A 25,621-nucleotide genomic window follows, 5' to 3' on the forward strand; every position below is an offset into this window, starting at 1 on the left:
CATTAAACGCTTTGACGGCGCGTTAACCAATGTTTAAGTGCCTTGGCACTGCGTTTAGGGACGCGACGCTGACTGCTGTAGTCAACATATACAATACCGAATCGCTTGAGGTAGCCTTCAGCCCATTCGAAATTGTCCAGCAAACTCCACACAAAATAGGCGGTTACATTCACACCGGATTCCATCGCTTGTGCGACAGCATTCATATGATCCTGTAAATATTGAACTCGAATCGGGTCGTCAACTTCTCCGTTTATCAGTACGTCGTCACAGGCCATGCCATTTTCGGTGATTTGCACTGGAGGTAAATCATAATCACGGTGCAACTGTAATAGCAAGTCCCTTAAAGCATTAGGGAAAATTTCCCACCCCATAGCAGACACCGGAGCGCCATGCTCGGGCGGCAGTATAGTAAAGCCTTCGTTATCATCGTGTTGTACGAATGAGCGCGTGTAATAGTTTACACCCAGATAATCAATCGGGGTGCCAATCAGAGCCAGATCGCCCTCGTAAATATCGGGTTGCTCATCTTCCGGTAACAGCGACAGCAGTTCCGGGTACTTACCGGTTAACACAGGTCTAACGTACCAGTCGTTATGATGGTCATGGGCTAGTTGTGTTGCTGCGCAGTCTTTCTGCTGTTCGCTTGCTGCATAGTAAGGCGTAAAATTCAGTACAATACCGCTGGTAACATCCGGCGCATTCTTACGCAGAACCTGCATTGCTAGTCCGTGAGCTAACAACAAATGATGAGCGGCTTTTTTTCCATATTGCTTGCCTGTTTTTCCCGGAGCATGCACACCGGCTTCGTACCCCAAATACGCACTACAAAAAGGCTCATTCAGCGTAGCGTAACAATCTACAAGTCCGTTGAATGCTCTGCTAACTACATCCACGTAATCGGCAAATGCCCTGGCAGTATCGCGATTTAGCCAGCCCCCCTGATCTTCCAGATACTGTGGCAAATCCCAGTGATACAGCGTCACATAAGCTTTTAAACCTTTTTGCTTTAACAGGGTTAACAGGTGTGTGTAAAACAGCACCCCTTGCTGATTAATACTGCCATCTGCTCTGATGATTCTTGGCCAGCTCACTGAAAAACGGTAAGCGTCAAAACCAAGTGACGCCACCAGTTCGATGTCATCCTGCCAATATTCAATATGATCACAGGCCACAAACCCATTTGAACCATCTTTTACCGCGCCAGGTTTGGTGCAAAACGTATCCCATATACTGGCTTCTCTGCTATCTCTGCCACCTTCAATCTGAAATGCAGAAGTGGCAACACCAATGGGGAATGAGGTTGAACTTAGCTGTTTGTTTACACTGAAATTTGTTGTCATGCGAAAACGCCTTACACGCAATATCGGGATTTGCGATGGTTCTGAGGGCCCAAAACACACTTCGAATATATTTCAGGCAATTGTAAGCGCTTTCATTAATTATACAAGTTTTTTACATTTACCCACTAATCAGGAGGTTATCGCAAACATACTTCATCAGGATTTTAATAACTTAAGCCAAAAAGCGAGCTCTAACGCCACACCTACGCCAATTACAACGAAAGATCCTTCCTGGAATCCAAGGGTATAGCACGCCAGTGCACCCAATAAGCAAACAGCCAATACAATCCAACGTTTCATGCCAATATCCAGTTTGTCTTCGAGAGTTATATCAGTATGAAAGTATTACCTATTTCAGTCTTTTCTATTTTGTAACAGCGCATTTCATCTATTTAGGGCGTGTTGATCTTTGCTGTATTAATTTTGTTCGTTCTAGGTGTTCAGCGATCGCGGCGCATGTTCGCAGGTGCAGTGGTTCTGCATCAAGAGCATGCAACAAAGAGCGGTGGACACCTAGAGCGAACCCTTCAGGCAGCGCCTGTGCAACATCATACAGCAAAGATCAACACGCCCTAGTCTAAATTAAGTAAATGATTTAAAAATCAACGTGCTATACGCAACCATCGTCAGCCAGCAGACCGCTAAAGCATCAATTTGCTCAGTCCATTCAGGCAACACAGAATTCTCATAACACCATGATTTATATTTATTATTTAGGTTGCAGGTAATCAGTGCTTACCCACAGTAAAATGTCATTCCTACTTGTGTTTGCGCTCATTTTACGCAAAATGTAAGCGCTTGCATTTTTATAAAATAGTCTTATACTCGTGCAACAAAATATTAACATACCGCCTTTTCCTCCAGGATAATGGGTATTCAGCAGAAGCAATCAGGGCGAAAAATCATGTCTATGCCATCGGCTACAACTACAACCGGCTCATCAGCTCCGCTCACTATGTCAACGTTAGTGAGTCTGACGTCGCTGTTCTTTATGTGGGGGTTTATTACCGCCATGAACGATATTCTGATCCCTCACCTTAAGGCACTGTTTGAACTTAATTTTACACAGGCAATGTTGGTTCAATTCTGCTTTTTTGGCGCCTACTTTTTAGTATCGGTACCAGCAGGCAAACTAGTAAGCAGGGTAGGATACAAACAGGGCATCATTACCGGTTTGTCAGCTGCTGCTGTGGGCTGCCTGATGTTTATTCCGTCTGCTAAGTTTGCTGAATACTGGATGTTTTTGCTGGCGCTGTTTGTGCTGGCAGGCGGTATCACTGTGCTACAGGTAGCAGCTAATCCGCTGGTTACCATTATGGGTAATCCCAACACTGCGTCCAGTCGCCTCACCATGACCCAGGCATTTAATTCACTGGGCACCACAATTGCGCCTATCATCGGCGGCATTCTCATTTTCTCTGCACATTCTGCCACCAGCGCTCAGGCCGACGCCGAATCCGTTATTGTGCCTTATCTTGCCCTGGCAATAGTGCTTGCTGTAATGGCCTTGTTTACACGCCGTTTAATGTTACCTGCCGAAGCGCAGCCAAGCCAACTGGACGACAGTCAGGCAAGCACAGTGCTGCATCACCGTCACCTGAAATTTGGCGTGATTGGCATTTTCGTTTATGTGGGAGCAGAAGTTTCTATTGGTAGCTTTCTGGTGAACTATTTTGGTTCTGCACATGTGCTTTCCATGCCTGAAAGTCAGGCAGCAACTTACATTGCCTACTATTGGGGTGGTGCAATGGTAGGCCGATTTATTGGCGCAGCGCTAATGCAGCGTATTCAACCGGGTGTGTTACTGGGCTTTAACAGCCTGGCCTCTGTGGTGCTCATTGTGACGTCCGTGCTCACAACTGGCGACATCGCTATGTGGTCAATGCTGGCCGTTGGTTTGTGTAACTCAATCATGTTCCCAACGATATTCAGTCTTGCACTGAAAGGATTGGGTGAACAAACCGCAAAAGCATCCGGCTTGTTATGTCTGGCTATCGTTGGCGGTGCGCTAATTCCTTTAGTACAGGGGGTTCTGGCGGACACCCTGGGCTTAACCCTGTCATTTTTACTTCCTGCAATTTGCTATCTGTATATCGGATTTTATGGTCTGAAAGGCTCTCAACCCGATACCCAGGCTGGAGAATAACCATGCAAACACGTTTAGCCACGTCAGTTGCTGCGGCCCTAGGTGCGCTGTTACTTGGAGCCTGCTCCGGGAACAATGACGTTATTACACAAAAAGCAACATCGGCTGTGCCGGATTATTGGCCAGTCATTCAATCACCCATTGCAAAGTCAGATGACGTTGAAAAGAAAGTGTCAGACATTCTGGCCTCAATGACGTTAAAACAAAAAGTAGCACAAATCGTTCAGCCAGAAATTCGCGATGTAACCGTAGAAGACATGCGTGAGTATGGTTTTGGCTCTTATCTGAACGGCGGCGGGTCGTTTCCAAACAACAACAAACACGCTACGCCCGAAGAGTGGATAGCGCTCGCCGAAGCCATGTATCAGGCTTCGGTTGATGCTAGCCTAGATGGCAGCACAATTCCCACTATGTGGGGCACCGATGCCGTGCATGGTCATAATAATGTGATAGGCGCTACCCTGTTCCCGCATAACATCGGTTTGGGTGCAATGCGCGATCCGGCGCTGATTGAAAGAATTGCCACTGCAACTGCGCGAGAAGTGCGGGCAACGGGTATCGACTGGATATTTGCCCCTACCGTTGCGGCTGCTCGCGACGACCGCTGGGGTCGCACTTATGAAAGCTATTCTGAAGATCCTGAAGTGGTAGGCGCATACGCCAGAGCTATCGTTACCGGCTTACAGGGTGATATCAGCGACGGCAATATTGACGATCAGCATGTCATCTCTACAGTAAAGCACTTTTTGGGTGACGGTGGCACCGAGCAGGGCGACGACCAAGGCAATAACATTGCCGACGAAGAAACACTGTTTCGTATTCATGCACAGGGCTATGTTGAAGGCCTTGGCGCGGGTTCACAATCGGTAATGGCGTCATTCAACAGCTGGCATGGTGAAAAGCTGCATGGTAATAAGTACTTACTAACCGATGTACTGAAAGACAAAATGGGCTTCGACGGCTTCGTTGTAGGTGATTGGAATGGCCATGGTCAGATAGAAGGCTGTTCAAACGACAACTGCCCACAAGCCTTGCTGGCTGGTTTAGATGTGTACATGGCAACCACGCCTACATGGAAACCCCTGTTCCACAACCTGGTGGCCCAGGTAGAAAGTGGCGAAATCCCTATGTCACGTTTGGATGATGCCGTGCGTCGTGTATTACGCGTGAAGGTTCGCGTTGGGTTGTTCGACCTGCCCTCACCTGCCAATCGCAGTCTATCGGGCGACAAGTCCATAATAGGCCATCCTGACCACCGCGCGGTCGCGCGGGAAGCGGTGCGTAAATCACTGGTGATGCTGAAGAACAATAACAACCTGTTACCGCTTGAACCCAACAGCAAGGTACTGGTAGCAGGCGATGGCGCTCACAACATTGGCAAGCAATCCGGCGGATGGACGATCACCTGGCAGGGTACAGGCAATGAAAACAGTGATTTCCCAGGTGCATCGTCGATTTATCAGGGTATTGAGCGAGCCGTATCTGCAGCGGGCGGCAGCGCGACACTTAGCGAGGATGGTAGCTACACCGACGCGCCTGATGTGGCCATTGTGGTATTTGGTGAAGATCCCTACGCGGAAGGTAATGGCGACATTGCTAACGTTGAATATCAGCGCGGCAACAAAAGCGACCTGGCGTTACTGAAACGTTTTAAAGACGCAGGCATTCCGGTGGTCGGCGTGTTCATTACAGGCCGTCCGCTTTGGATTAATCCGGAAATCAACGCCACCGACGCATTTGTGGTTGCCTGGTTACCTGGCTCAGAAGGCCAGGGCGTAGCAGACGTATTGTTTACTCAGGCAAATGGTGAAGTAGCGTTTCCGATGCAAGGAAAACTTTCCTTTACCTGGCCGGCAACGCCTTACCAAAACCCGATCAACCGCGGCGACGGCAAAACCCCTCAGTTTGAATATGGCTATGGTTTAACTTATAGCGACAACACAAACTTGCCTGCGCTTAACGAAACCGTTGAGGCTGACAGCAGTGAAGCCGCTGATCACGTTATTTTCCAACAAAGTGTACAAGAGCCATGGCAACTGGTAGCCCACTCAGGTGGCGTGTCTGGCGCGATGAATAGCAGTGTACTTACTATTGGTGACGTTACCATTCGCACCGCCGACCGCAATGTGCAGGAAGACACGTTATTAATGCAATTTGGCGATACACCCGCCAAAGTACACTTCTTTGCGCCATTCCCAGTGGACTTACTGGACTTCACAACACCCAACTCTGCACTGGCTTTCGATCTGAAAGTACCATCAGGTACTGGGATTCAGGCTGGTATAGAATGCGGGGATAACTGTGCTGGCATGGTGCCGCTGAGTAATTTCACTGCCGACTCCAGCGACTGGCAATCGGTAGAAATACCTACCAAGTGCATTATTGGCGCCGGAGCCAATTTACAAGAGGTGTATGCACCACTCAGTTTTGTCACGCAGGGTAAAGTCGAATTTGCGGTATCCAATATTCGTTTAACCCAACATGGGCAACCTACCACACATTGCCCGTAACCTTTCATGTGCCCGGTGGCTGTTGAGCTTAGCTCACAGTCACCCTCCCATTGCAAAGGCGGCGTCAAGCCGCCGTTTTTCGGGGCTCTGATGCTTCACAATTTGCCAGTAGCGGAGCCACGTCGATCCCGGCTTGAATGAGTTGTTGCTGCAACCAGGATTTACTCACACCAGCCTTGCATTGAGCCAGTGCCCACAGGTGCGCCGCCCGTGTGCCGGTTCGACATATACCGTGCACAGCGCCTCGCTCGGCGTGTAATTCACGTGCAAAGGCTGCAACTTTGTCAGCCGGATATTCACCACTTTTCACCGGAATACACACGTAACTGAGCCCTGCAAGCGCGGCCATTTCTGCCAGTGCTTCGTCGTTTATCTGATCAACCGCTTCCATATTTGGCCGCACATTGATCAACAGGGTTACACCACGTTTTGCCAACTGCTTCAGCGAATCAAGGTCAATGGCACCTGACACACTGAATTTATCGGTAATTGATACAATGTTCATACAACACCTCTTAAAGCCTGTTCCAAGTGGAAAATAAAATGGCAGCTCCCATCACCACCAGCAACACACCAAAGCCGCGCTTTAAATGCTGTTGGGGTAACTTACCAGCCAGTTGAGCGCCTGCCAGCGAGCCTGCCGCTCCCAATCCAGCCACCAGCGCTATCATCAGCCAGTCGTAGGGCAATACGCCTGATTGCGCAAACAGCCACGAATGTTTTGTAAAGCCAGTGAGCGACTGCATAACTATCACTGCCAGACTCGTGCCAATGGCTTGCCGCATGGATACGCCCGCAGTAGCCAGTAACGCAGGCACAATCAAAAAACCGCCACCCACGCCAACGAAACCCGCCACGATACCCACACCAGCCGCGGCCAGTACAAGCTTAGCAAGCCGCACATCTGCACTGACAGCTGGTTGGTAAGGTCGCAGCATAAAGCCACTTGCCAGCAGCATTACCAGTGCAAAGGTAGCCAGTTGCGCGGCACCACTTACAAATTGTGACCCCCACGCACCGAGATAAGTGCCAGCCATACTGGGGAGCCCAAACCACCACACTTTTCGCCACGCAATCAGCCCCTGTCGGTGAAGTTTCCAGGCCCCAACTGCAGCAATACAGCCCACAATTAATAGCGATTCTGCAATCGCAACCTTTGGCGGGCGGCCCACCACATAGGTAAGCAGCGGTACAGTCAGAATAGAACCACCCGACCCCAGAATCCCCAGGCTCAGGCCAATCACTAATGCACCAAATAATACGGTTAACATACGTGCTACTTACTTACCGTGAGAGGTATTTTTAAGTAGTGTCTGCCATTGTCTTCGGCCGGCGGGAGCTGGCCGGCGCGTATATTAATTTGGATGGCAGGTAGCAATAGTTTTGGTACTGCCAGACCGGCGTCGCGCTTTTCACGCATAGCAACATAGTCCGTCTGACTCACCCCATCTTTGATATGCACATTGTTGCGACGCTGCTCGAATACAGAGGTTTCCCACGCATAAGTATCCCTGCCAGGCCCTTTATAGTCGTGACCAACAAACATGCGGGTCGATTCAGGCAACGTAAGTAATCGGCGAATAGACTGATAAAGTGTATGCGCACTGCCATTGGGAAAGTCTGCGCGGGCAGTGCCGTAATCGGGCATAAACAAGGTGTCGCCAACAAATACCGCATCTTCTATGTAGTAAGACACACAAGCCGGTGTGTGTCCGGGTGTATGCAACACTTCGATATCCAGATGCCCCAGACTAATGACTTCCCCATCGGCAAATAGTTGATCAAACTGACTGCCATCCGACGCGAAGCTGTCTTCCAGGTTGTAAATTGCTTTGAAAGTAGATTGCACGCGGCGAATGTGTTCACCGATCCCAATTAAACCACCTAGTTTATCTTTTAAGTAAGGCGCAGCAGTTAAGTGATCTGCATGTGCATGGGTTTCCAGGATCCACTCGGTATTTAAGCCATTTTTGTCAATAAAGCTGACAATATTGTCAGCGAATTCGGTAGACAGGGTGCCTGATGCGGCGTCGTAATCCAGCACTGGATCAATAATGGCACAGGCATTGGTAGCCAGGTCAGCAACGACGTAGGTCACGGTAAACGTGGGTTCGTGAAAAAAAGGCGTGATCTGTATTTTGCTCATAACAACACTCTTGCCCGTTAATAAATGACATTTTGTGAATAACTAACAGAATACAGAGCAAGAGGTTTGCCAGAGTTGTACTGGGAAGGCAATAACGGCGTGTGCAACGGCGAGGGCAATAATGTCAGGTAAGGCGCCGAGACCCTACCTGACGGGTATATTAGCGGTCAATTTCCAGCCCGGCAGGACTAACAGGTTCAGCCCCATCCAGCTTATGCTGTGGATGATACGGACCTACCGGTAATTGATGGATAGCACCACCATTCACATCTCTGGCTAAATCAATGTATTTGGTTAGCGCGGTATTCAGTGCAGTTGCAATAATGTTTACCAGCAAATCATTAGAATTACCCGAGGTTTCCACATTCAGCGTTCGCGCCTGAGACCAGATGGTTTGCGACGTCGTAGTTGAGACCAGCGTAAAATCCAGCCCTACAGACACATTTCCGCCTGTGATGTAGTAACTGGTGTCCCAGCGCACAATAGTAACGAACAACACTGCATCGGCCCCAAACAACGTTTGAAAACGCGAGACAGGAATATCTCGCAGTTGCGAACCATCGGTGATGCCTTGTTGTTGAAACAGTTGCTCAACAACCGGTACCGGCATAACGTAATAGCCCGCTTCTGCAAGTGGTGGTAATACTGTAGTGGCGTACAATACGGGGGCATCTGCTGCGGTAGTATGATTCACCGCAGGTACAACCAGAATACTCCTGATATTCTCTTCGTACATCAACGGATAAGCATCCCTTTTGGTGTATTGCTGGGCAGTAGATTCACACCCCTGCAACAGAACTAACGCCAATGCAGCAATAACAAGATTCAGTGCTTTCATTCGTTCCCCCCTTTTGGGGCCATTTGCGCACTTAAACGCTCAACGAGTGTCGCTGACTCAGGATAGAGCGCCAGCTCCGACGCCAAATATTGATTACCTCGACCTGGACGATCGTCTTCAAATTCCATCATAGCCAGTTCTACATAGATGCCAGGCGGCACCCGTTTTTGGCGCTTTTCTGACTCAATGATAATAGTAAGAAGACTTTCTTTTAACTCCGCGCGAGTCTCTGCGGTGGGTGTTCTTTTATAGGCATAAGACGCCTCTGAGTAATTGCCAAAATAATAAAGTGAGTGTGTATTCACACACCCACTAAGCATTACTACAGCAATTACCAGAACAAAAGGTGCTCTGGTTAACATCACGGTATGCGCACCTCGAAGACATTGCCGTTAGACACATAAATCTTGCGCTTTACCATGGTTTGCCCGGCTTTCACCAGCTCTACTACATGGGTGCCGCTAGACACTGAAAACTGTGTTGCCAGTTCACCATTTAACGTAAACGACTCTACATTAGTTAAAGGAATCGGCTGACCATCAATACTTAAGGCATACCCTTCTAGAGAACCAAGGAGTTGGATCACGGCTTTATCGTCTACCTGAGTGGCTTGCTGGAACTGACTACTGCAGCCCGACATAACAACGAACGCCATAATCAGGCTCACATATTTCAGAAACTTCATAGTGCTGACTCCTCTTCACGCACGCGATAATCCGTTAAACGCTCACCGTTTATATTGCCGCTCACCAGTTTACACAGTGACATTTCGTTGTTGCCACTGCCCATAAAACTCACTACTTCAATGGTGGCTGTTTCTGTAGCTGGTAATTCCATATTCATACCGGTCTGGGGATTTTTAACCAGTTTGCCTGGCATCACTACGGTAAATTGCTGGCCGGCTTTTACACCTTGAGACTTACCGCCCGTCATCAACCACTGGCCATTGTGCTCACCCACCAGATACGCCTGCCATGGAGCATCGAGCAGATTTTCCATTACGTTGCTTACCAGCTTAGAAATTGCCGCCGAAATAGCTCGATCATCCAAGCTGGTGTCGTAGCCCGCCGTTTGGCCTACTCCCAACACCTGGTTGGCTTCGCTTTGCGCTTTACCGGTCGCTTCTTCTGAATACACGATTTCGCCGGTACGGGTGTTAACCAATCGCACGTTTACCGTAGCAGTAGCAACCTGAATACGGTTGCGGCTAAATACGCCTACTTCACTTTCATTACTGCGGCCAAATTCAGACACCGAGCCCACAATAATGTAATCAGCACCTACGTCTTCCAACGCTTCACCATCCAATTTGGCCTCTTTCATTACATCAGCCATTGCATCGCGTTCAAGCATGATGAACTTTTGCGTTGCCGTAAGGCGGCTGGCCAGAATATCTGATGCTTGTTTGCCAAGACGATTTCCCTGGTTATCCACCAAAAAATTATTAGCTCTGGTAGTTTCATCAGAAAAACGAGTAATCGCGACCACGCGCTTTAACCCCAGTTGTTCTTCCTGAAATACAGGGCTAATTTGCGGCGCGGGCGCCGGAGTTGGGTTAACGACACCGCGGGTTGCACTGGTACATCCGCCTAATGCGGTTACCGAAAGCAAGCCGGCAATCAACAACCTGTTAGAGTACTTCCTCATGTAAATTTTCCTATTAATACCAGATGGATACATTAAATACGTTAGCACACTCATGCCATACATAAGAATCTGCATTTGTAAAAAAGTGTAGCCTAACGTATAAATTTTTGTGCAGCAGCTACACTGTAAATCGATAGTAGTGAAAGAAGAGTGAACGGAAGATGAACAATCCCATTGGTTGGTTTGAAATATATGTTGATGATATGTCGCGGGCCAAAGCGTTTTATGAAACCGTATTCTGTGTGAACCTCGCCAGTATAGTCGACCCGTCAGATGGTTTTGCCATGTTTGGATTTCCCTCCCATATGGAAAGCTACGGCAGTTCCGGCGCGCTAGTGTGTACTCCATCAGTAAAAGCCGGAAACAACAGTACCGTAGTGTATTTTTCCTGCGAAGATTGCGCAACCGAAGGAGCCCGTGTTACGGATGCTGGTGGTTTTGTAGTACGCCAAAAATTCGCTATTGGCGAGTATGGTTTTGTAACGCTTGCCAAAGACACAGAAGGTAACTTGATAGGCCTGCACTCATTAAAATAAACCACTGTTAAATATAAGTTTATTTTGATTCTCACAAATTCAGGCGAATGGCATAATCCGCATCTTGAGTAATGCTGATACAGTTTCAGTGTATATGGAGGAATTATGCTTTCTTGCGTGAATTGCGGCGCGTGTTGCGCAAGTTTTCGCGTTTCTTTTTATTGGTCAGAAGCGGACCCTTTTACGGCTGGTACCGTTCCCGCCGAATTGACTGAAAAAATTTCACCTACTCGGGTAGCCATGGCCGGCACCAATCAACCCAAACCCCGTTGCGTGGCTCTGCAAGGGGAAGTGGGTAAAGAGGTCTCTTGTGGCATCTATCCGCAGCGCTCATCTACCTGCCGGGAATTTGAAGCCGGTTCGGTTGAATGCTTAAAAGCCCGTGTAAAGCACGGCATTGGCATTGAAGAACAAATCCCCGTTGTGGCTGCATAGCAGCCACAATCCATTACACTTTAATGTGATGTAATGGTTCAACGCCGGCAGGTATGACATGACTGGCAATCACAATCAGTCTGCAATTTGCCTGAGACTCAATTAGCGTCATCAAACTACTGATGGCGTTAAGATCCAGCCCCTCAAAAGGCTCATCCACCAACCACATAGTTCCGTTGTGCAACATTGCCCTGGCGATATTCAGGCGTTTTCGCTCACCACCAGACAACTGCCTGCCACCAGGCCCCAGCCACTCGCCCAGTTCAACTAAGTGCGATAAGCCCACTTCAATCAATACCGTTGAAAGTTCAGTGTCTCTGAATGCCTTACCCAAACACAAATTGTGTTTTAGGGTAGCCGCCAACACCATGGGCTGCTGCTCCAGATAGAGCCAGCCTGGCACCAAGCCCGAAGGCAATATGTTGTTTGCACACATACGTTCCCCGTTGCTTTTCTCCACTCCAGCAATAGCCTGCAGTAGCTGTGATTTACCCGCACCGCTTGGCCCGGTAACCCACACGATGCCATTCACAGGTAGCTCAGCATTTATACATTGTTCGGGCAGATTCGCCGATCTGAAATTACAAAGTGTGACTGCGCCTTCAACAGGTGGTCCCGGTAACAAGTTTAACGAACCACTGGGTAACGTGTTAAGTTTCCGATTACCCTGAACGGCTTTATTCAGCGCAGGCTGAGTATTATAGCTTCTGCCCAGCCAGTCTCCCGCACTGAGCAAGAGCATAGGCACAATCAATAACAAGGGCTCAGCCTTTCCTGGATTTGGGTGAGTGTGAATCAATGCCAGAAATGCGGCGAGCAACAGCAGCCATGCAACGCTTTGAAACACCCATTGAGCTTGCAATACCCGCTTCTGAAGCAGCATATTCGCTCGCCAACATGCGATTGCTTTGGGCATCATATCTAACAATGACGCACCTGGCTTGATATGCCAGATTGGCGCAGCAGCCAGCTGGGCTTCGGAATGCTGCCGAAACGCATATTCCCATCTGGCAATCTCTTCTGCATAAGTAAGCCCTAACAAACACAGTATTGCCATCACAATTAGCCACGAGACAGCCAGTATCCATACCCAGCCCCCTAGCGGTACATTCAGCCACCATAAACCGATGCACGACATCAATAGCATCATAACAGCCGAAGCCTGCTGAGATACCCAACCTACCCACAAGGCTGCAACTGCTTCGGTATGGGAAGCCAGCGCTTCAACTTCCTCACTACGCGAGTGGATTTTTTGTGATTGTAGCCGGGCAAACAATGTTAATCGCAAGTTGGCGGTCAGTCCCAGTAAATGTTGGTGCCCCACCCACATGTGCGCATAACCGCTGCCGATTCGAAGTAATGCCAGTGCCCTGATTACCACAGCGGGTAACATGTAGTTAAATCCGGGGGCAGCAATCGCACACGCCGCAATAAACCAGGACGATACAATCAGGATTGCCAGCCCGGCCAGACTGTGAAATATAGCTAAAGCCACAGTGAGAAAAGCCATCATTGCCCTGCTACCTTGCCTGTTATAACCGTGCCATTGATTACCTGCCAGTGCTGTGTAAACCAATCTTGTGGAAGGGATTTATGCGACACCCACAGCACCGCTTTATGCGCAGACAGACGCAGGATAAGTTCACTTAATGCCCTATGTTGTTCAGCCGGCAAATGTGCCGTAGGCTCATCTAATAACCATACTGGTGCATCGCTGAGTAATAGCCGTGCCAACGCTAAGCGCTGAGCCTGTCCGCCTGAGATAGCGGGTGTTTCATGTAGCGCAGTATCAAGTTGTTTGGGTAATGCACGTACCCATTCATCCAGTTCCACCTGCGCCAGTACAGCCCACAGCAAAGAGGTACTATAAACCTGTTGATAATTGAGATTGTCGCGTACAGTGGCGGGTAGCAGCACCGGTTGCTGTGTCAGCATGGCAATTTTACATGGCAGCGCATAGCCAGCCGGATATTGACCCGCCAGCGCCTGTAAAAGCAGTGTTTTGCCGCTACCAGAAGCACCGGTTATGGCCACTTTATCTTTGGCAGCCAAATGCAAGTCTGCCGCCGACACACGTCCTTGCTCATCCTGCAATGAAAAGTACTGAGTTTCTTCAAACTCTATGGATTTGTTTACCGCCGCATTAAACGCCTCTTGAGGAATATGAGCCACCCAGTTGGCCAGGCTGATCTGTGCGGATTCCGCTTCGGCTTTTTGATGGTAAAACTGCCCTAAGGCTTTGAGCTCCGAGAATAGTAATGGTGCAGTAAGCAATAGCCATAAACCATAGTGCAAGGTTAGCACTGGCCCAATGGCAAATTCCCCCAGCAGGGTAAAACCAATAAACACTGCCACCAGTGCCACAGCTACGGTGGAAAAGAAATCCAGCACCGTATTCGACAAAAAGGCCACCCCCACTACTTTCATAGTGCGATCATTCAGGTCATCGCTGGCTTGTTTAAGCAACGCAAGCTCACTGCCATGCGCGCGATAGGTTGCAAGCAGCGGCAAGGCTTTTAGTCGGTCGGTAAACAAACTGCCCAGCCGGGTAAGGGCAGTAAAGTGCTTTCGCTGTTGTGCCGCCGCACCTTTGCCTACTATCACCATAAATAACGGCACAATGGGCAGCGTAACCAGCAAGCAAAGGGCAATCAGCCAATTCACCATAAATAGGCCAACCAATGCTATCACCGGTGCCAGTACAGCCACGTATTGCTGTACCTGATAGTCGTAACGCCAGTTTGCCAAAGCAAGAAGGTGATGCAGCCACACCGACTGCCAGTAGTAGGAACTTTGTTGCCCCACCATGGCCATTTGGCCGATTGCCAAATGCTGAGCAAAGCGGCTTTCGAGTTCGTTAAGTAACTGTGTTTTGGCTTCCAGCGTACGTCGGTTAGCTTCTCCCTGTAGCAACCAGGCCATGAGCAAGGCAACAGACAACCCTATCCAATCGGCCATTGTTGGTAACACCGTCAACACCACCAGCGTATGCATCATATGGGCAAACAGCCAGAAGGCCGCAATCATGATCACAATGCGGCAGGTTTTTATGCCCACTAATGTGTACAGGGTGCTGCGCGAAGCAACACCCTGTGTTTCTACTGTGGCGCGAAACCACGCTGTAAGCGTTTGCGTACCGTTCACTGGTCTTCTTCAGGGCGATCCATGTTTTCGGTAGATTCTAACCACATGGCGTTTATGATGCCAAATGAACAGGCGAGCAATACGCCTAAAATCCAGGTGAAATACCACATACTGATGCTCCTTAGTAAATCGCGTGAGTCGAATCAAGGTCGCTGTTTTTCACGCGACCACGCATAACGTAAAACCCGTAAGCGGTGTATCCCAGCACAATAGGCACAAAGATACAGGCTACGCCGAACATGATTTTCAGTGTCAGTAAGCTTGAGGTAGCATCCCACACCGTGAGACTGGCCGCTGGCATTGTGATACTTGGCATGAGGAACGGGAACATAGAGAACCCGGCTGTCAGGATCACACCGGTTAGCATGGCTGAACTACTCACAAACGCCCAGCCGCCTTTGCCCGCTTTCGAGAACACAGCACACGATAATCCACCCGCTATACCCAGCACCGGCGCAACAATCATCCACGGATACTTACCATAGTTGTTTAACCATGCCCCGGCTTCCATTACGACGGCTTTTTTCAGCGGATTGGACGTTGCTGCCGTATCAACCACAGACGTGATCACAAAGCCGTCGATACCAAACGCTACCCATATGCCGGCCAGCACAAATAGCACCACAGTAATCAGAGACAACATCACTGATACCGCTCTTGCACGCACCTGAATAAAACTATCGGTTTTCATTTGCAGCCAGGCAGCACCGTGGTTAAGCAACATCGCCACCGACACTAACCCGGTTAGCAGGGCAAACGGGGTTAGCAAACCAAAGAATGAGCCGGTATAGGTAGCTTTGAGCGTATTATCCAACTCAAAAGGTACGCCCAGTAGTAAGTTGCCAAACGCCACACCAAAAATGAGCGACGGGACGACGCCAGACACAAACAACGCCCAGTCCCAGCTTGAGCGCCAGCGCTTATCGGGTAGCTTGCTGCGAAAATCAAAGCCTAACGGGCGCATCCATAGCGCAATAAGTGTTAACGCAAGTGCCAGGTAGAAGCCGGAAAATGCGGTAGCGTAAATCATCGGCCAAGCCGCAAAAATAGCGCCACCGGCGGTAATAAACCACACCTGGTTGCCGTCCCAGTGCGGGCCAATTGTGTTAATCATCACCCGGCGCTCATCGTCGGTTTTGCCAATCAGCGTAAGCAGCGCGCCTACGCCTAAATCAAAGCCATCGGTAATGGCGAAGCCAATCAGCAGTACGCCAACCAGTACCCACCAAATTACCCGTAATACTTCATAGTCAATCATGCGTTTGCTCCTTTAATGCCCAGACCCATTGAGCTATCCAGCTCAGCTTTATCTTCCGGTGGAACTGGCCCTTGTTTGGCGTATTTCTTCATCAAATAGAAACCAATGATGAACATGGCGGTGTAGAACAAGGTGTAAGCAACCAGCGTAGTCACAACATCTGACACACTCAGGTTAGATACCGCTGTATGGACCGGCAGTACTTCTGCGATCGACCAGGGCTGACGACCATATTCAGCAACAAACCAACCGGCTTCTGATGCAATCCAGGGCAAAGGCAGGCTCCATAGTGCGGCTTTTAATAGCCAGCGGGGCTTAGTGATCTGGTGTTTAGTGCTGTAATAGAACGCGCAGATAAACAGAGCGAGCATCAAAAAGCCCGCAACCACCATCATGCGAAAGCTATAGAACAATGGCGCAACGGGCGGAATGCTGTAATCAACGGCTTTTTCCAGTGCTTCCGGGGTAGGCTGGGTAATGTCATCAGTAAACGGCTCCAACAATAAAGCGTAACCGATGTCATCTTTATTGCGTTCAAACATCGCCAGTTCAGCTTCACTTGCCGTGCCCTCGCGCACTTTATCCAGTTGCTTGTAGGCTTGTACGCCTGCCAGAATACGTACGCGGTGAATTTCTTTCAGATCCTTAAGACCCATCACCTCTTCATCCAGCGAGCGAGTGGCAATAATACCCATTGCCCACGGGATCTGAATGGCATAATCGGTATGCTCTGTTTCATCATTGGGCACACCAAACAGGGTGAAAGGTGCAGGCGCTGGGTGCGTGTCATATTCCGCTTCAACCGCCGCCAATTTTACTTTCTGCACATCTCCTAATTCGTAGCCACTTTCGTCGCCCAGCACAATTACCGACAGCACAGACGCCAAACCAAAGCTCGCCGCAATAGCGAATGAACGACGCGCAAAGGCTATATGCTTGTGCTTTAACAGGTAATAGCTGGATATCGCCAGCACAAATATAGCGCCGGTTACATAACCCGCGGAAACAGTATGCACAAACTTAACCTGGGCAACCGGATTGAAAATCACCTCTGAAAAGCTGGTCATTTCCATACGCATGGCTTCGGTATTGAACTCGGCGCCTACCGGGTGTTGCATCCAGCCATTGGCAATCAGGATCCACAGTGCCGAGAAATTCGATCCTAACGCCACCAGCCAGGTCGCCATCAGGTGTTTCACTTTCGACATTTTGTCCCAGCCAAAGAAAAACAGGCCAACAAAGGTAGACTCAAGGAAGAACGCCATTAAACCTTCTATTGCCAGTGGCGCACCAAAGATGTCACCCACGTAATGAGAATAGTAGGACCAGTTCATACCAAACTGGAATTCCATAGTAAGGCCAGTAGCCACACCAATGGCAAAGTTAATACCAAACAACTTTCCCCAAAACTGGGTCATTTGTTTGTAGACCTCTTTACCGGTCATTACATAAACAGACTCCATGATGGCCAGTAAAAAGGTCATCCCCAGCGTAAGGGGTACAAAAATAAAATGGAACATTGCTGTTAACGCAAACTGTAACCGCGATAGTTCTATCAACGTATCGCTCATGGGACACTCTCCTTCGAAAATAAAAACTTAATCTTTACCTGTGTCTTTGAGTAACTGCATAACCTGAGCCAAACTTAAAAAACGAATTAACACACTGAAAATGAAACAATAATTTTATTTTAAAATTAACATTACAGGTTTTGGATTGGCATTTGGCTAGTATGACTGACAAAAATGACATCGGCCGGTCAAATATGGCACTACTCTGATTTTGCATAGTCTGGGCAGCTTAGCTGTGATTGGTAGCAAGCTAATTGACCACAATCAAATGAAACCGCGACAGAAATAAAAAGTCGGACGGCAAGACTGGCATTAAGCCTGGGAAAACGAAGTTAAGTAAGGGCCAGGCTCTCACCTGTCCCTACTAATCAACAGCACCAATAAACTACTCACGTTGATAGCGAAGTGTAAACGCGCCGCGCAGCTGACCGTCCTCAAACCCGGTTGCCTGATCTTCAGGATAATGCACCTGTAAGGTTTGTGATACGTCGGGGGTTAACTGCGCACCGTGGCAATTCAGGCACACCGCTTGTGTTACGATAGGCTGCATATAACGCCATTCAGCCAGATCTGCTCCTGTGTGAGCCTGAGCGGCCTGCATGGGCGCTCCGCCGTTCGCCAAAGCGTTTTCCATTGCAATGAGTGCCTCTGTTTCCCAGCCGTCTGGTGCATTGTTAGGATTGCGCACCTTCAGCGAGGTTCTGCCTACCTGCCAACCATTTACACTGTATTTAGCAGCCAACTGAGGGGCCAGTTCCTTACACACCCTGATGCCTTCAGTAAGACCGCCCTGTTTAATTGCCGCCTGCAGCGCCTGCTTGAGTTCCGCCCCCAATGCCATGGATTTCACTTTGGCCTCGTCAATGAACTCAGCTTCACTCAGGGTTTCAGCTAACGCTATACTCCCAATCGTTGAAGCGCTGAATACTGCCGCCAACACCCACAACGTCGCTACTTTATTTGTCATGGCCATCCTGCTCCAATCGTTCAATGCCCAGGGCTTTTAGCACGTACTTCTCATAAACAGGTTCACTGGTGCCGGTTTTCATTTTGCGCATAAAATATTTTTCGAACGCGATTTTGGCCAGGTGCACCCATTTACCTTGCTTGAACCAGGTAACATTGCGCGGCGGAATTTGTGGCATAGCCACAAAGGCAGCGCCCGTGTCGCCCATATCAGCCAGACAGATAGCATGCCAGGTGCCTTTTGCTGTTGGTGGCTTGTTGTCCACAATAACGCTTTTCAGGTTGTGCGCAATCGCGGTCATCATGGTTTCAATCATGTAGCCGGTTTTGGGCGTGCCGGTAGGTACCGGCGTGGATTCAACCGGGGGAATGGCAACGCAAACGCCACCCGAGAAAATATTCGGGTACTTAGGTGAGCGCTGATGCTCATCGGTGATCACAAACCCTTTGGGATTACACAGCCCCTCCACGTTAGCCACCGCGGGTACACCACCGAAGGGCGGAATTAACATGGAATGGTTGAACGCCTCTTCGTAGGTAAAATCCACTTCACCCTTGCGGTTTAGTTCACTGATATGCATTACACCGTCGGTCACTTTGTCGACCCGGGCATTACATATCCACTTAATGTTGCGGTTGCGCAGTTCAGATTCCAGCATGGATTTGGAATCTCCTACTCCCCCTAAGCCGAGATGACCAATATAAGGCTCGCTGGTTACGTAGGTAATGGGCACCTTATGGCGAATTTTCGCATCGCGTAGGGCTTTATCCAGAATAAAGGCATATTCGTAAGCCGGACCGAAACAACTGGCTCCCTGAAACGCGCCCACGATCGCAGGGCCGGGATTAGCTACCAGCTTTTCAAAGTCGTTATAGCAATGCTGTGCGTGGTCCAGGGTACACACAGATTGCGTGAAGCCATCGGGTCCGGCGCCTTCGATGGCATCGAAGGCCAGCCTTGGGCCAGTTGCAATGATCAGGTAGTCGTAACTGATTTCCTCACCTTCAGAGGAAATCAGCACATTCGCATGTGGATCTATCTTGTCGATACGGGCACATTTAAATCCAATGTTTTTCTTATTAAGGTACTTTTCAATGGGCATGGTTACGGCGCTACTTTCGCGCCAGCCAACTGCAACCCAGGGGTTCGACGGCACAAAGCGAAATTCCTCGCGCTCGTTCACCATCAATACTTCATGATCTTTACCCAATGCTTCTTTTACTTCGTATGCTGCGGGCATACCACCTGTCCCAGCACCTAACACCACCACTTTAGCCATAATCGCTCTCTTTGTTGTTGCAGGCCGGGCTTAGCTTACACAGGCCAACCGGGCCGGTTAGTTGTTAACAGTGTGTTACCAAGTTTCATGCCATGTCTGAAAAGACGGCTATATAGCTGTTTATATTAGTTTTCCATTATATTTATTAGCTCAGTGGTTGAGTTTAACGTCAGGCTGTGCCAAATTTGTCATCAGACGGTCGCACAGTGCTGCCATAAATGACGCAATGGAGAGATCATGAACACGTCACTGATCCAATCAATGATCAATGCCATCGATAAACCGGCTATCTTCATTACCCCAGACTATGTCATTCAGGCAGTTAACGAAGCCTACCGCGACACCTACAATACCCAGGTAACGATTGGCACCAGCACCTGTTACGCCGTTTCGCATAACAATCCAGGCCCCTGCGATAAGCACGGTGAGGATTGCCCGCTTACCCAGTGTAAAAGCACCAGTCGGCCCAGTAGCGTAGTGCATATTCACAACACCACGGCAGGCCGGACGTACTGCGATATATTAATGAAGCCGGTACGCGATGAAGATGGCATGACCATTGGCTTTTTAGAAATTCTCGACCGCATCAGTTACGCCTCGGCGGATTCACAGAAAAACAAAATGATTGGCCAATCGGAGGCATTTAAGTCGCTGCTTAACCGCATCAATCGCGCATCTCAATCGGAAATCGCGGTATTGTTGCAGGGTGAAACCGGCAGCGGTAAAGAACTGGTTGCACAAGCCGTACACGAATCCAGTCGCCGTGCGGAAAAGCCGTTTGTCGTAATTGAATGCACCGGCTTAAATGAGAGTCTGTTTGAATCTGAACTGTTCGGCTATGAAAAAGGCGCGTTTACCGGCGCCACAAATGCCAAGAAAGGCTTAATAGAAGTGGCAAATGGCGGCACTGTATTCTTCGATGAAATTGGCGATGTCCCCCTCAACATGCAGGTGAAGTTACTACGCCTGCTGGAAACTCAGTGTTACCGTCCGGTTGGCGGCCTGAAACAGAAGAAAGCGGATTTTCGGTTAGTGTGTGCCAGCCATAAGAATTTGTTGTCGATGGTGGAAAAAGGCGAGTTCAGGCAGGATCTGTACTATCGAATTGCGGGGTTTCCCATTCACCTGCCAGCACTCAGAGAGCGCCAGTCTGATATAGCTATGTTATGCCGTCATTTTTTGTCAGCCGGCGAGCACCGACACAAGCGTTTCTCACCACAAGCCATAGAGGCATTGTGTCGTTATTCGTTTCCCGGCAATATCCGCGAACTCATTAGCATCGTGGAGCAGTCTGCGCTGATGGCGAACGACGATGACATACTGGCCAGCGATTTACCCCCACAAGTATTGGGTTATAGCGCCACAGAAACTCAAGCCGTCAGCCAGGACATTTTGCCGCTTGATCAGGCAGAGCAGGTTTACCTGGAGCGCATCTGTAAAACCTATCAGGGTTCACCCGACGACCTTGCAAAAATGCTTGAAGTAAGTACTCGCACTCTTTACAGAAAGCTACAGCGATACAATATAAAGCTAAATTAAAAAACAGACGCCAGAGCCTGATACAACAAGCGCAAAGCCAACACGGTAAGAATTATCTTAAACAACAGCCTGAATTTGTCTGCCGGGATCCTATTGAGCAATTTGAGTCCGAGCCAGGTGCCAATGGCACCACTGGCAATCATGGCCAGTACCAATGGCAACCATTGCCAGAAGGCAAAGCCTACAAAAGTAAATACAATGGCTTTCAGGCTGTGTTGAAACGTCATGCAGGTGGCGAAGGTGGCGGTGTGAGTAAGCTTATTGTAGCCGTTGCGAAATACCACTGAGGCCACCATCGGCCCGCTGGCGCCCACAAACATCGACAGAAACGTGGTTAAGGCGCCAGCCACAACACTGCCGCGTGGCGATGTCTCGCGGGTTTTGGGTTTTATCCCCCACACCATCAGCAATAAAAACACGGCAATAGCCAACTGGATAAGGGTAAGCGGGAGTTGCACCACAACCAGTGAGGCAACCGCTGCACCTAGCACGGTGCCCAGGGCGAAATACCGAAACATGGTGCGATCAAGATGCTTAAAGGTCATTACCGCCCGGCTGGCGTTGGCTCCCAATTGCACTAATCCATGTACCGGGATCAGCGCTGCTATTGGCATAGTGGAGGCCATTACCACCAGCAATAACATACCGCCGCCTAACCCCATGGCACCGGTAACAAATGAAGTAAATCCCGCCAACAGAATGAGCCCTGCGGCGGTGAGCGGTTCTAGCACCCCGGCGGTGAATAATTCGAACATGAGCAACAGGTTAACGAGAGAAGGAATACGCAGATTCTCACCTTCTCACCCACTGTTTGCAACTTGTTACTATTCAAAAAGCAACAACCTTTGCAGCACCAATTCAGATGCGCTATGTTGTCTGCTTATCCAAAAAAGCATGCCTTGCGGCAAAGGACAATAATGAAAAAAACACTGCTTACGCTCAGTATCGGCCTCTTCCTCGCCGGATGCAGCGAAAAACCAACCACGACAGAACAGGTTAAGCGCCAACAAGAACAGGTTAATTTAAGTACATCCATCGCACCGCCAGTTGCAAAACAAGTGCCGCACGAACTCACCGCACACGGCGATACCCGCATAGACGAATACTATTGGATGCGTGACGACAAACGCGAAGATCCCGAAGTACTCGGTCATCTTGAAAAAGAAAACAGCTATGCTGAGGCCGTTCTCAAACCACTGGAAAAGCAACAACAATCTCTGTACGACGAATTGGTAGCGCGCATTCCTAAAGACGATGCCTCGGTACCAGTAAAAGAAAACGGCTACTGGTATCAAAGCTTGTACAAAGGGGATGGCGAGTACCCCGTTTACGTTCGCCGCCCCACGCTGGATGGCACCAATGAAGTGCTGCTGAATGGCAATGAGATGGCCCAGGGTCACGATTATTTCAACATAGGTAGCTATCAGGCCTCACCCGACAACACTATGCTTGCCTTCACAGTAGATACCGTCAGCCGTCGTATGTATACACTTCAGGTGAAAAACCTGGCAACAGGCGAACTGTTGAGCGATGAACTCACCAACACCAACGGGCAAGTGTACTGGGCAAAAGACAACAAAACCCTGTATTACATTGAGCGCGATCCACAAACCCTGCTGGGGTCGAAGGTGTTCCGCCATGTGCTGGGCACACCACAATCCGATGATGAATTGATTTACGAAGAAACCGACACCACGTTTTATACCTCACTGGGCATGAGTAAAGACGAGGACGTCATTTATATCAGTCATGACAATACCGAACAAACCGGCACCACACTGATAGCCACCGACGACCCCAAAGCCAAGCCGGTTCCTTTCCTGCCGATTGAAGATGGACTGGAATACTCTGTAGCCAAGCACGGCAGCGATTACTACATTCTAACCAACTACAACGCCAAAAACTTCCGCATTATGAAGGTTGATCAGGCCCATACTGCGGATAAAAACAAATGGCAGGAAGTGATCACCCACGACCCGGAAGTGTTCATTCAGGACATCGAGCTACTAAAAGATTTCCTGGTATATAAAGCCAAGAAAAACGGCATGCTCAGCCTGAATGCGGTATCACTGAAAACCGGTGAAAGCTATGTCATTCCTACTGAAGACCCAATTTATACTGCGTATTTTTCGGGTAACACACAGGTAGATACCAATACCATTCGCATTTACTACGCGTCGCTTACTACGCCACCCAGCACATTTGATATTAACCTGGAAACCATGGAAACCACGTTGCTCAAGCAAAATAAAGTGGGCGATGAGTTTGTGGCTGCTAATTATCAGTCAGAGCGCGTAATAATCCCTGCTCGAGACGGCAAGCAGGTACCGGTTTCACTGGTGTACCGCAAAGACAAATTCACTAAAAACGGCACTAATCCACTGTTCCAGTATGGTTATGGGTCGTATGGTGCAACCATTGATCCCACCTTTGTATCTCACTGGATTTCGCTGATGGATCGCGGCTTTGTGGTGGCCATTGCGCACATTCGCGGCAGTCAGATGCTGGGACGTGAATGGTATGAAGACGGTAAAATGGGCAACAAAAAGAATACATTCACCGATTTCATAGACGTAACCAAAGGCCTGATAGAACAGAAATATGCCGATCCAACGCGTATTTTTGCTGAAGGCGGCAGTGCAGGTGGTTTGCTAATGGGCGCCATTGCCAACATGGAGCCAGAGCTGTATACCGCTATTGCTGCCCACGTTCCCTTTGTTGACGTGGTAACCACCATGAGTGACGCCACCATTCCCCTTACCACGGGTGAGTACACCGAATGGGGTAATCCTATTAACAAAGACGAATACGACTACATGCTGTCTTATTCACCTTACGATCAGGTAAAAGCGCAAAAGTACCCGCATTTATTTGTTACCACGGGCCTGCATGATTCCCAGGTACAGTACTTTGAACCCATGAAATGGGTGGCGCGTTTGCGTGAAAAGAAAACCGATGACAACCTGCTGCTGTTCATCACCAACATGGAAGCCGGACACGGTGGCGCATCCGGACGCTTTAAACGTTACGAACAAACAGCAAAAGAGTATGCGTTTTTCTTCCATTTAGCAGGCATTGAGAAGTAGACTTGCTTACCCCGGCAGATCCTCTGCCGGGGCAGGTATTAATTGCAATGCGGTAACCATGAACAATACTAACGATCCTTATCAGGCCATACGCGCCTACCACGACAATGAAATCCCTGATGCTATTCAGCGCCTGGTAAACGACCCCGAATTTATTTCCGCTATCGTGAATCACCGTTTCAGACAGCGTAGCCGATTGGTAAAAATGCTGGTAAGCCCGGTGATCAGATTCTGGCTAAAACGCACCTGGGGCAAGCTTCGCAGTGTTGAGCAGGTGCAACTTGAAGTAGAGCGCTACCTTAGCCGCGTGCTGAACGAAACCACAGATGGTGTAACCATAAAGGGCGTGGAGCAGCTTTCCAAAGACACGCCCTATTTGTTTGTGTCTAACCATCGCGATATTGCGATGGATCCGGCGTTAGTGAACTATGCACTGCATCAATCCGGCTTCCCGACTGCGCGCATCGCCTTTGGTGACAACCTGCTCAAAAAGCCCAGCGTTACTGAGTTAATGAAGCTGAATAAAGGCTTTGTGGTAAACCGTTCCGCCAAGGCACCCCGGCAATTACTCAAAGCCCTCACCACGTTGTCGGGCTACATAAAGCACTCGTTAGACGAAGGCCATTCTATTTGGATTGCCCAGCGCGAAGGTCGCGCCAAAGATGGACTGGATATGACCGATCCGGCCATTCTGAAAATGTTCTATATGAACGGCAAGTCGCAACAACAATCGTTCAGCGATTACATGCAGTCGCTGCGCATCGTACCGGTATCCATTTCCTATGAAAACGATCCCTGCGATATTGCCAAAGCCACCGAACTTTATCACCGCGAACACCTGGGCGGTTATCAAAAGGCGGAAATGGAAGATATTGCCAGCATTATTAAGGGCATCACCGGCTACAAAGGCCGTATCACGGTAAGTTTTTCAGCGCCAATTAACGATGTACCAGACACACCAGCGGAACTGGCAGCGCTTATCGACCAACATATACATTCGCACTACCAGCTGTATCCGATTAATTATCTGGCCGCCCAAACTGCCAATAAAGTTATACCGGAAGCGTGCAAACAAACACTCAAGCACAAGCTGGCACAACTGCCGGAAGAAGCCCGTGACTACCTGATTGCCAACTACGCCAATCCGGTTAAAAACGCGTTACAACAGTAGGTTGA

24 protein-coding genes are annotated in these 25,621 nt (G+C 49.2%); 7 read left to right on the top strand and 17 right to left on the bottom strand.

Features of this window, described 5'->3' with window-relative positions; translation table 11 throughout:
* Positions 1–2: 2 nt before the first annotated feature.
* Both FJ444_RS10665 and FJ444_RS21380 read right to left on the bottom strand, forming a co-directional pair.
* The gene (locus FJ444_RS10665; protein ID WP_140958268.1) at positions 3–1,343 is read right to left on the bottom strand and encodes a GH1 family beta-glucosidase; all 1,341 of its coding nucleotides are present in this window, start codon (positions 1,341–1,343) and stop codon (positions 3–5) included.
* A gap of 156 nt (positions 1,344–1,499) precedes the next feature.
* Positions 1,500–1,643, bottom strand: coding sequence for a hypothetical protein (locus FJ444_RS21380; RefSeq protein ID WP_181405129.1), 144 nt, complete (start codon positions 1,641–1,643; stop codon positions 1,500–1,502).
* Positions 1,644–2,247: 604 nt separating this feature from the next.
* Between FJ444_RS21380 and FJ444_RS10670 the strand changes: the two genes are divergently transcribed.
* Complete coding sequence (locus FJ444_RS10670) at positions 2,248–3,489, top strand: sugar MFS transporter (RefSeq protein WP_140958379.1); 1,242 nt, start codon at positions 2,248–2,250, stop codon at positions 3,487–3,489.
* Positions 3,490–3,491: 2 nt separating this feature from the next.
* Positions 3,492–5,999: a glycoside hydrolase family 3 protein gene (locus FJ444_RS10675; protein WP_140958269.1), complete on the top strand. Its 2,508-nt coding sequence runs from the start codon at positions 3,492–3,494 to the stop codon at positions 5,997–5,999.
* Positions 6,000–6,063: 64 nt separating this feature from the next.
* Here FJ444_RS10675 and FJ444_RS10680 read toward each other — a convergent pair whose 3' ends face one another.
* From FJ444_RS10680 to FJ444_RS10710, 7 genes are all read right to left on the bottom strand, one after another.
* Entirely contained in the window at positions 6,064–6,504 is a 441-nt protein-coding gene (locus FJ444_RS10680) for a TIGR01244 family sulfur transferase (protein WP_140958270.1), read from the bottom strand.
* A gap of 10 nt (positions 6,505–6,514) precedes the next feature.
* Entirely contained in the window at positions 6,515–7,270 is a 756-nt protein-coding gene (locus FJ444_RS10685) for a sulfite exporter TauE/SafE family protein (RefSeq protein WP_140958271.1), read from the bottom strand.
* Between the two features lie 5 nt (positions 7,271–7,275).
* Entirely contained in the window at positions 7,276–8,145 is an 870-nt protein-coding gene (locus tag FJ444_RS10690) for an MBL fold metallo-hydrolase (RefSeq protein ID WP_140958272.1), read from the bottom strand.
* A gap of 160 nt (positions 8,146–8,305) precedes the next feature.
* Positions 8,306–8,983: a GNA1162 family protein gene (locus tag FJ444_RS10695; RefSeq protein ID WP_140958273.1), complete on the bottom strand. Its 678-nt coding sequence runs from the start codon at positions 8,981–8,983 to the stop codon at positions 8,306–8,308.
* Positions 8,980–9,345 carry a DUF4810 domain-containing protein gene (locus tag FJ444_RS10700; protein ID WP_140958380.1) on the bottom strand — a complete coding sequence of 122 codons (366 nt, stop codon included), beginning with the start codon at positions 9,343–9,345 and terminating at the stop codon, positions 8,980–8,982. The genes FJ444_RS10695 and FJ444_RS10700 overlap by 4 nt, the downstream gene beginning before the upstream one ends.
* On the bottom strand, positions 9,345–9,668 hold the full coding sequence (locus FJ444_RS10705; RefSeq protein ID WP_140958274.1) for a hypothetical protein: 324 nt from the start codon (positions 9,666–9,668) through the stop codon (positions 9,345–9,347). The genes FJ444_RS10700 and FJ444_RS10705 overlap by 1 nt, the downstream gene beginning before the upstream one ends.
* Positions 9,665–10,630 carry a CsgG/HfaB family protein gene (locus tag FJ444_RS10710; protein WP_140958275.1) on the bottom strand — a complete coding sequence of 322 codons (966 nt, stop codon included), beginning with the start codon at positions 10,628–10,630 and terminating at the stop codon, positions 9,665–9,667. Before FJ444_RS10710 ends, FJ444_RS10705 begins: the two co-directional genes overlap by 4 nt.
* A 161-nt stretch (positions 10,631–10,791) precedes the next feature.
* Here FJ444_RS10710 and FJ444_RS10715 point away from each other — a divergent pair, with 161 nt between their 5' ends.
* Both FJ444_RS10715 and FJ444_RS10720 read left to right on the top strand, forming a co-directional pair.
* Positions 10,792–11,166, top strand: a complete 375-nt coding sequence (locus FJ444_RS10715; protein ID WP_140958276.1) for a VOC family protein — start codon at positions 10,792–10,794, stop codon at positions 11,164–11,166.
* A 105-nt stretch (positions 11,167–11,271) separates the two neighbouring features.
* Positions 11,272–11,601, top strand: a complete 330-nt coding sequence (locus FJ444_RS10720; RefSeq protein WP_181405130.1) for a YkgJ family cysteine cluster protein — start codon at positions 11,272–11,274, stop codon at positions 11,599–11,601.
* A 13-nt stretch (positions 11,602–11,614) separates the two neighbouring features.
* On the opposite strand, the gene FJ444_RS10725 is transcribed toward FJ444_RS10720, so the two are convergent.
* The 7 genes from FJ444_RS10725 to FJ444_RS10755 all read right to left on the bottom strand — a co-directional run bounded on the left by FJ444_RS10725 (position 11,615) and on the right by FJ444_RS10755 (position 19,820).
* Positions 11,615–13,114, bottom strand: coding sequence for an ATP-binding cassette domain-containing protein (locus tag FJ444_RS10725; protein WP_140958278.1), 1,500 nt, complete (start codon positions 13,112–13,114; stop codon positions 11,615–11,617).
* On the bottom strand, positions 13,111–14,745 hold the full coding sequence (locus FJ444_RS10730) for an ATP-binding cassette domain-containing protein (protein WP_140958279.1): 1,635 nt from the start codon (positions 14,743–14,745) through the stop codon (positions 13,111–13,113). The genes FJ444_RS10725 and FJ444_RS10730 overlap by 4 nt, the downstream gene beginning before the upstream one ends.
* A complete protein-coding gene (gene cydX / locus FJ444_RS10735; protein WP_140958280.1) occupies positions 14,742–14,855 on the bottom strand; it encodes a cytochrome bd-I oxidase subunit CydX in 114 nt (37 codons plus the stop codon). Before cydX ends, FJ444_RS10730 begins: the two co-directional genes overlap by 4 nt.
* A gap of 11 nt (positions 14,856–14,866) precedes the next feature.
* Positions 14,867–16,003, bottom strand: coding sequence for a cytochrome d ubiquinol oxidase subunit II (gene cydB / locus FJ444_RS10740; protein WP_140958281.1), 1,137 nt, complete (start codon positions 16,001–16,003; stop codon positions 14,867–14,869).
* Entirely contained in the window at positions 16,000–17,574 is a 1,575-nt protein-coding gene (locus FJ444_RS10745; RefSeq protein ID WP_140958282.1) for a cytochrome ubiquinol oxidase subunit I, read from the bottom strand. Before FJ444_RS10745 ends, cydB begins: the two co-directional genes overlap by 4 nt.
* 385 nt (positions 17,575–17,959) lie before the next feature.
* Positions 17,960–18,541 (bottom strand): DUF3365 domain-containing protein, encoded by a 582-nt coding sequence (locus FJ444_RS10750; RefSeq protein ID WP_140958283.1) that lies wholly within the window; start codon positions 18,539–18,541, stop codon positions 17,960–17,962.
* A complete protein-coding gene (locus tag FJ444_RS10755; RefSeq protein WP_140958284.1) occupies positions 18,531–19,820 on the bottom strand; it encodes an NAD(P)/FAD-dependent oxidoreductase in 1,290 nt (429 codons plus the stop codon). Before FJ444_RS10755 ends, FJ444_RS10750 begins: the two co-directional genes overlap by 11 nt.
* 237 nt (positions 19,821–20,057) lie before the next feature.
* Between FJ444_RS10755 and FJ444_RS10760 the strand changes: the two genes are divergently transcribed.
* A complete protein-coding gene (locus FJ444_RS10760; protein ID WP_255439131.1) occupies positions 20,058–21,359 on the top strand; it encodes a sigma-54-dependent Fis family transcriptional regulator in 1,302 nt (433 codons plus the stop codon).
* On the opposite strand, the gene FJ444_RS10765 is transcribed toward FJ444_RS10760, so the two are convergent.
* On the bottom strand, positions 21,356–22,114 hold the full coding sequence (locus FJ444_RS10765; RefSeq protein ID WP_140958285.1) for a sulfite exporter TauE/SafE family protein: 759 nt from the start codon (positions 22,112–22,114) through the stop codon (positions 21,356–21,358). The two genes, FJ444_RS10760 and FJ444_RS10765, sit on opposite strands and share 4 nt — an antisense overlap.
* A gap of 162 nt (positions 22,115–22,276) precedes the next feature.
* On the opposite strand from FJ444_RS10765, the gene FJ444_RS10770 reads away from it, so the two are divergent.
* Positions 22,277–24,445: a S9 family peptidase gene (locus tag FJ444_RS10770; protein WP_140958286.1), complete on the top strand. Its 2,169-nt coding sequence runs from the start codon at positions 22,277–22,279 to the stop codon at positions 24,443–24,445.
* 58 nt (positions 24,446–24,503) lie between these two features.
* Positions 24,504–25,616, top strand: a complete 1,113-nt coding sequence (locus FJ444_RS10775) for a 1-acyl-sn-glycerol-3-phosphate acyltransferase (protein WP_140958287.1) — start codon at positions 24,504–24,506, stop codon at positions 25,614–25,616.
* Positions 25,617–25,621 lie beyond the last annotated feature (5 nt).

Origin of the sequence: Aestuariibacter sp. GS-14 (assembly GCF_006494365.1) — a bacterium.
GTDB classification, from domain to species: Bacteria; Pseudomonadota; Gammaproteobacteria; order Enterobacterales; family Alteromonadaceae; genus Alteromonas; species Alteromonas mangrovi.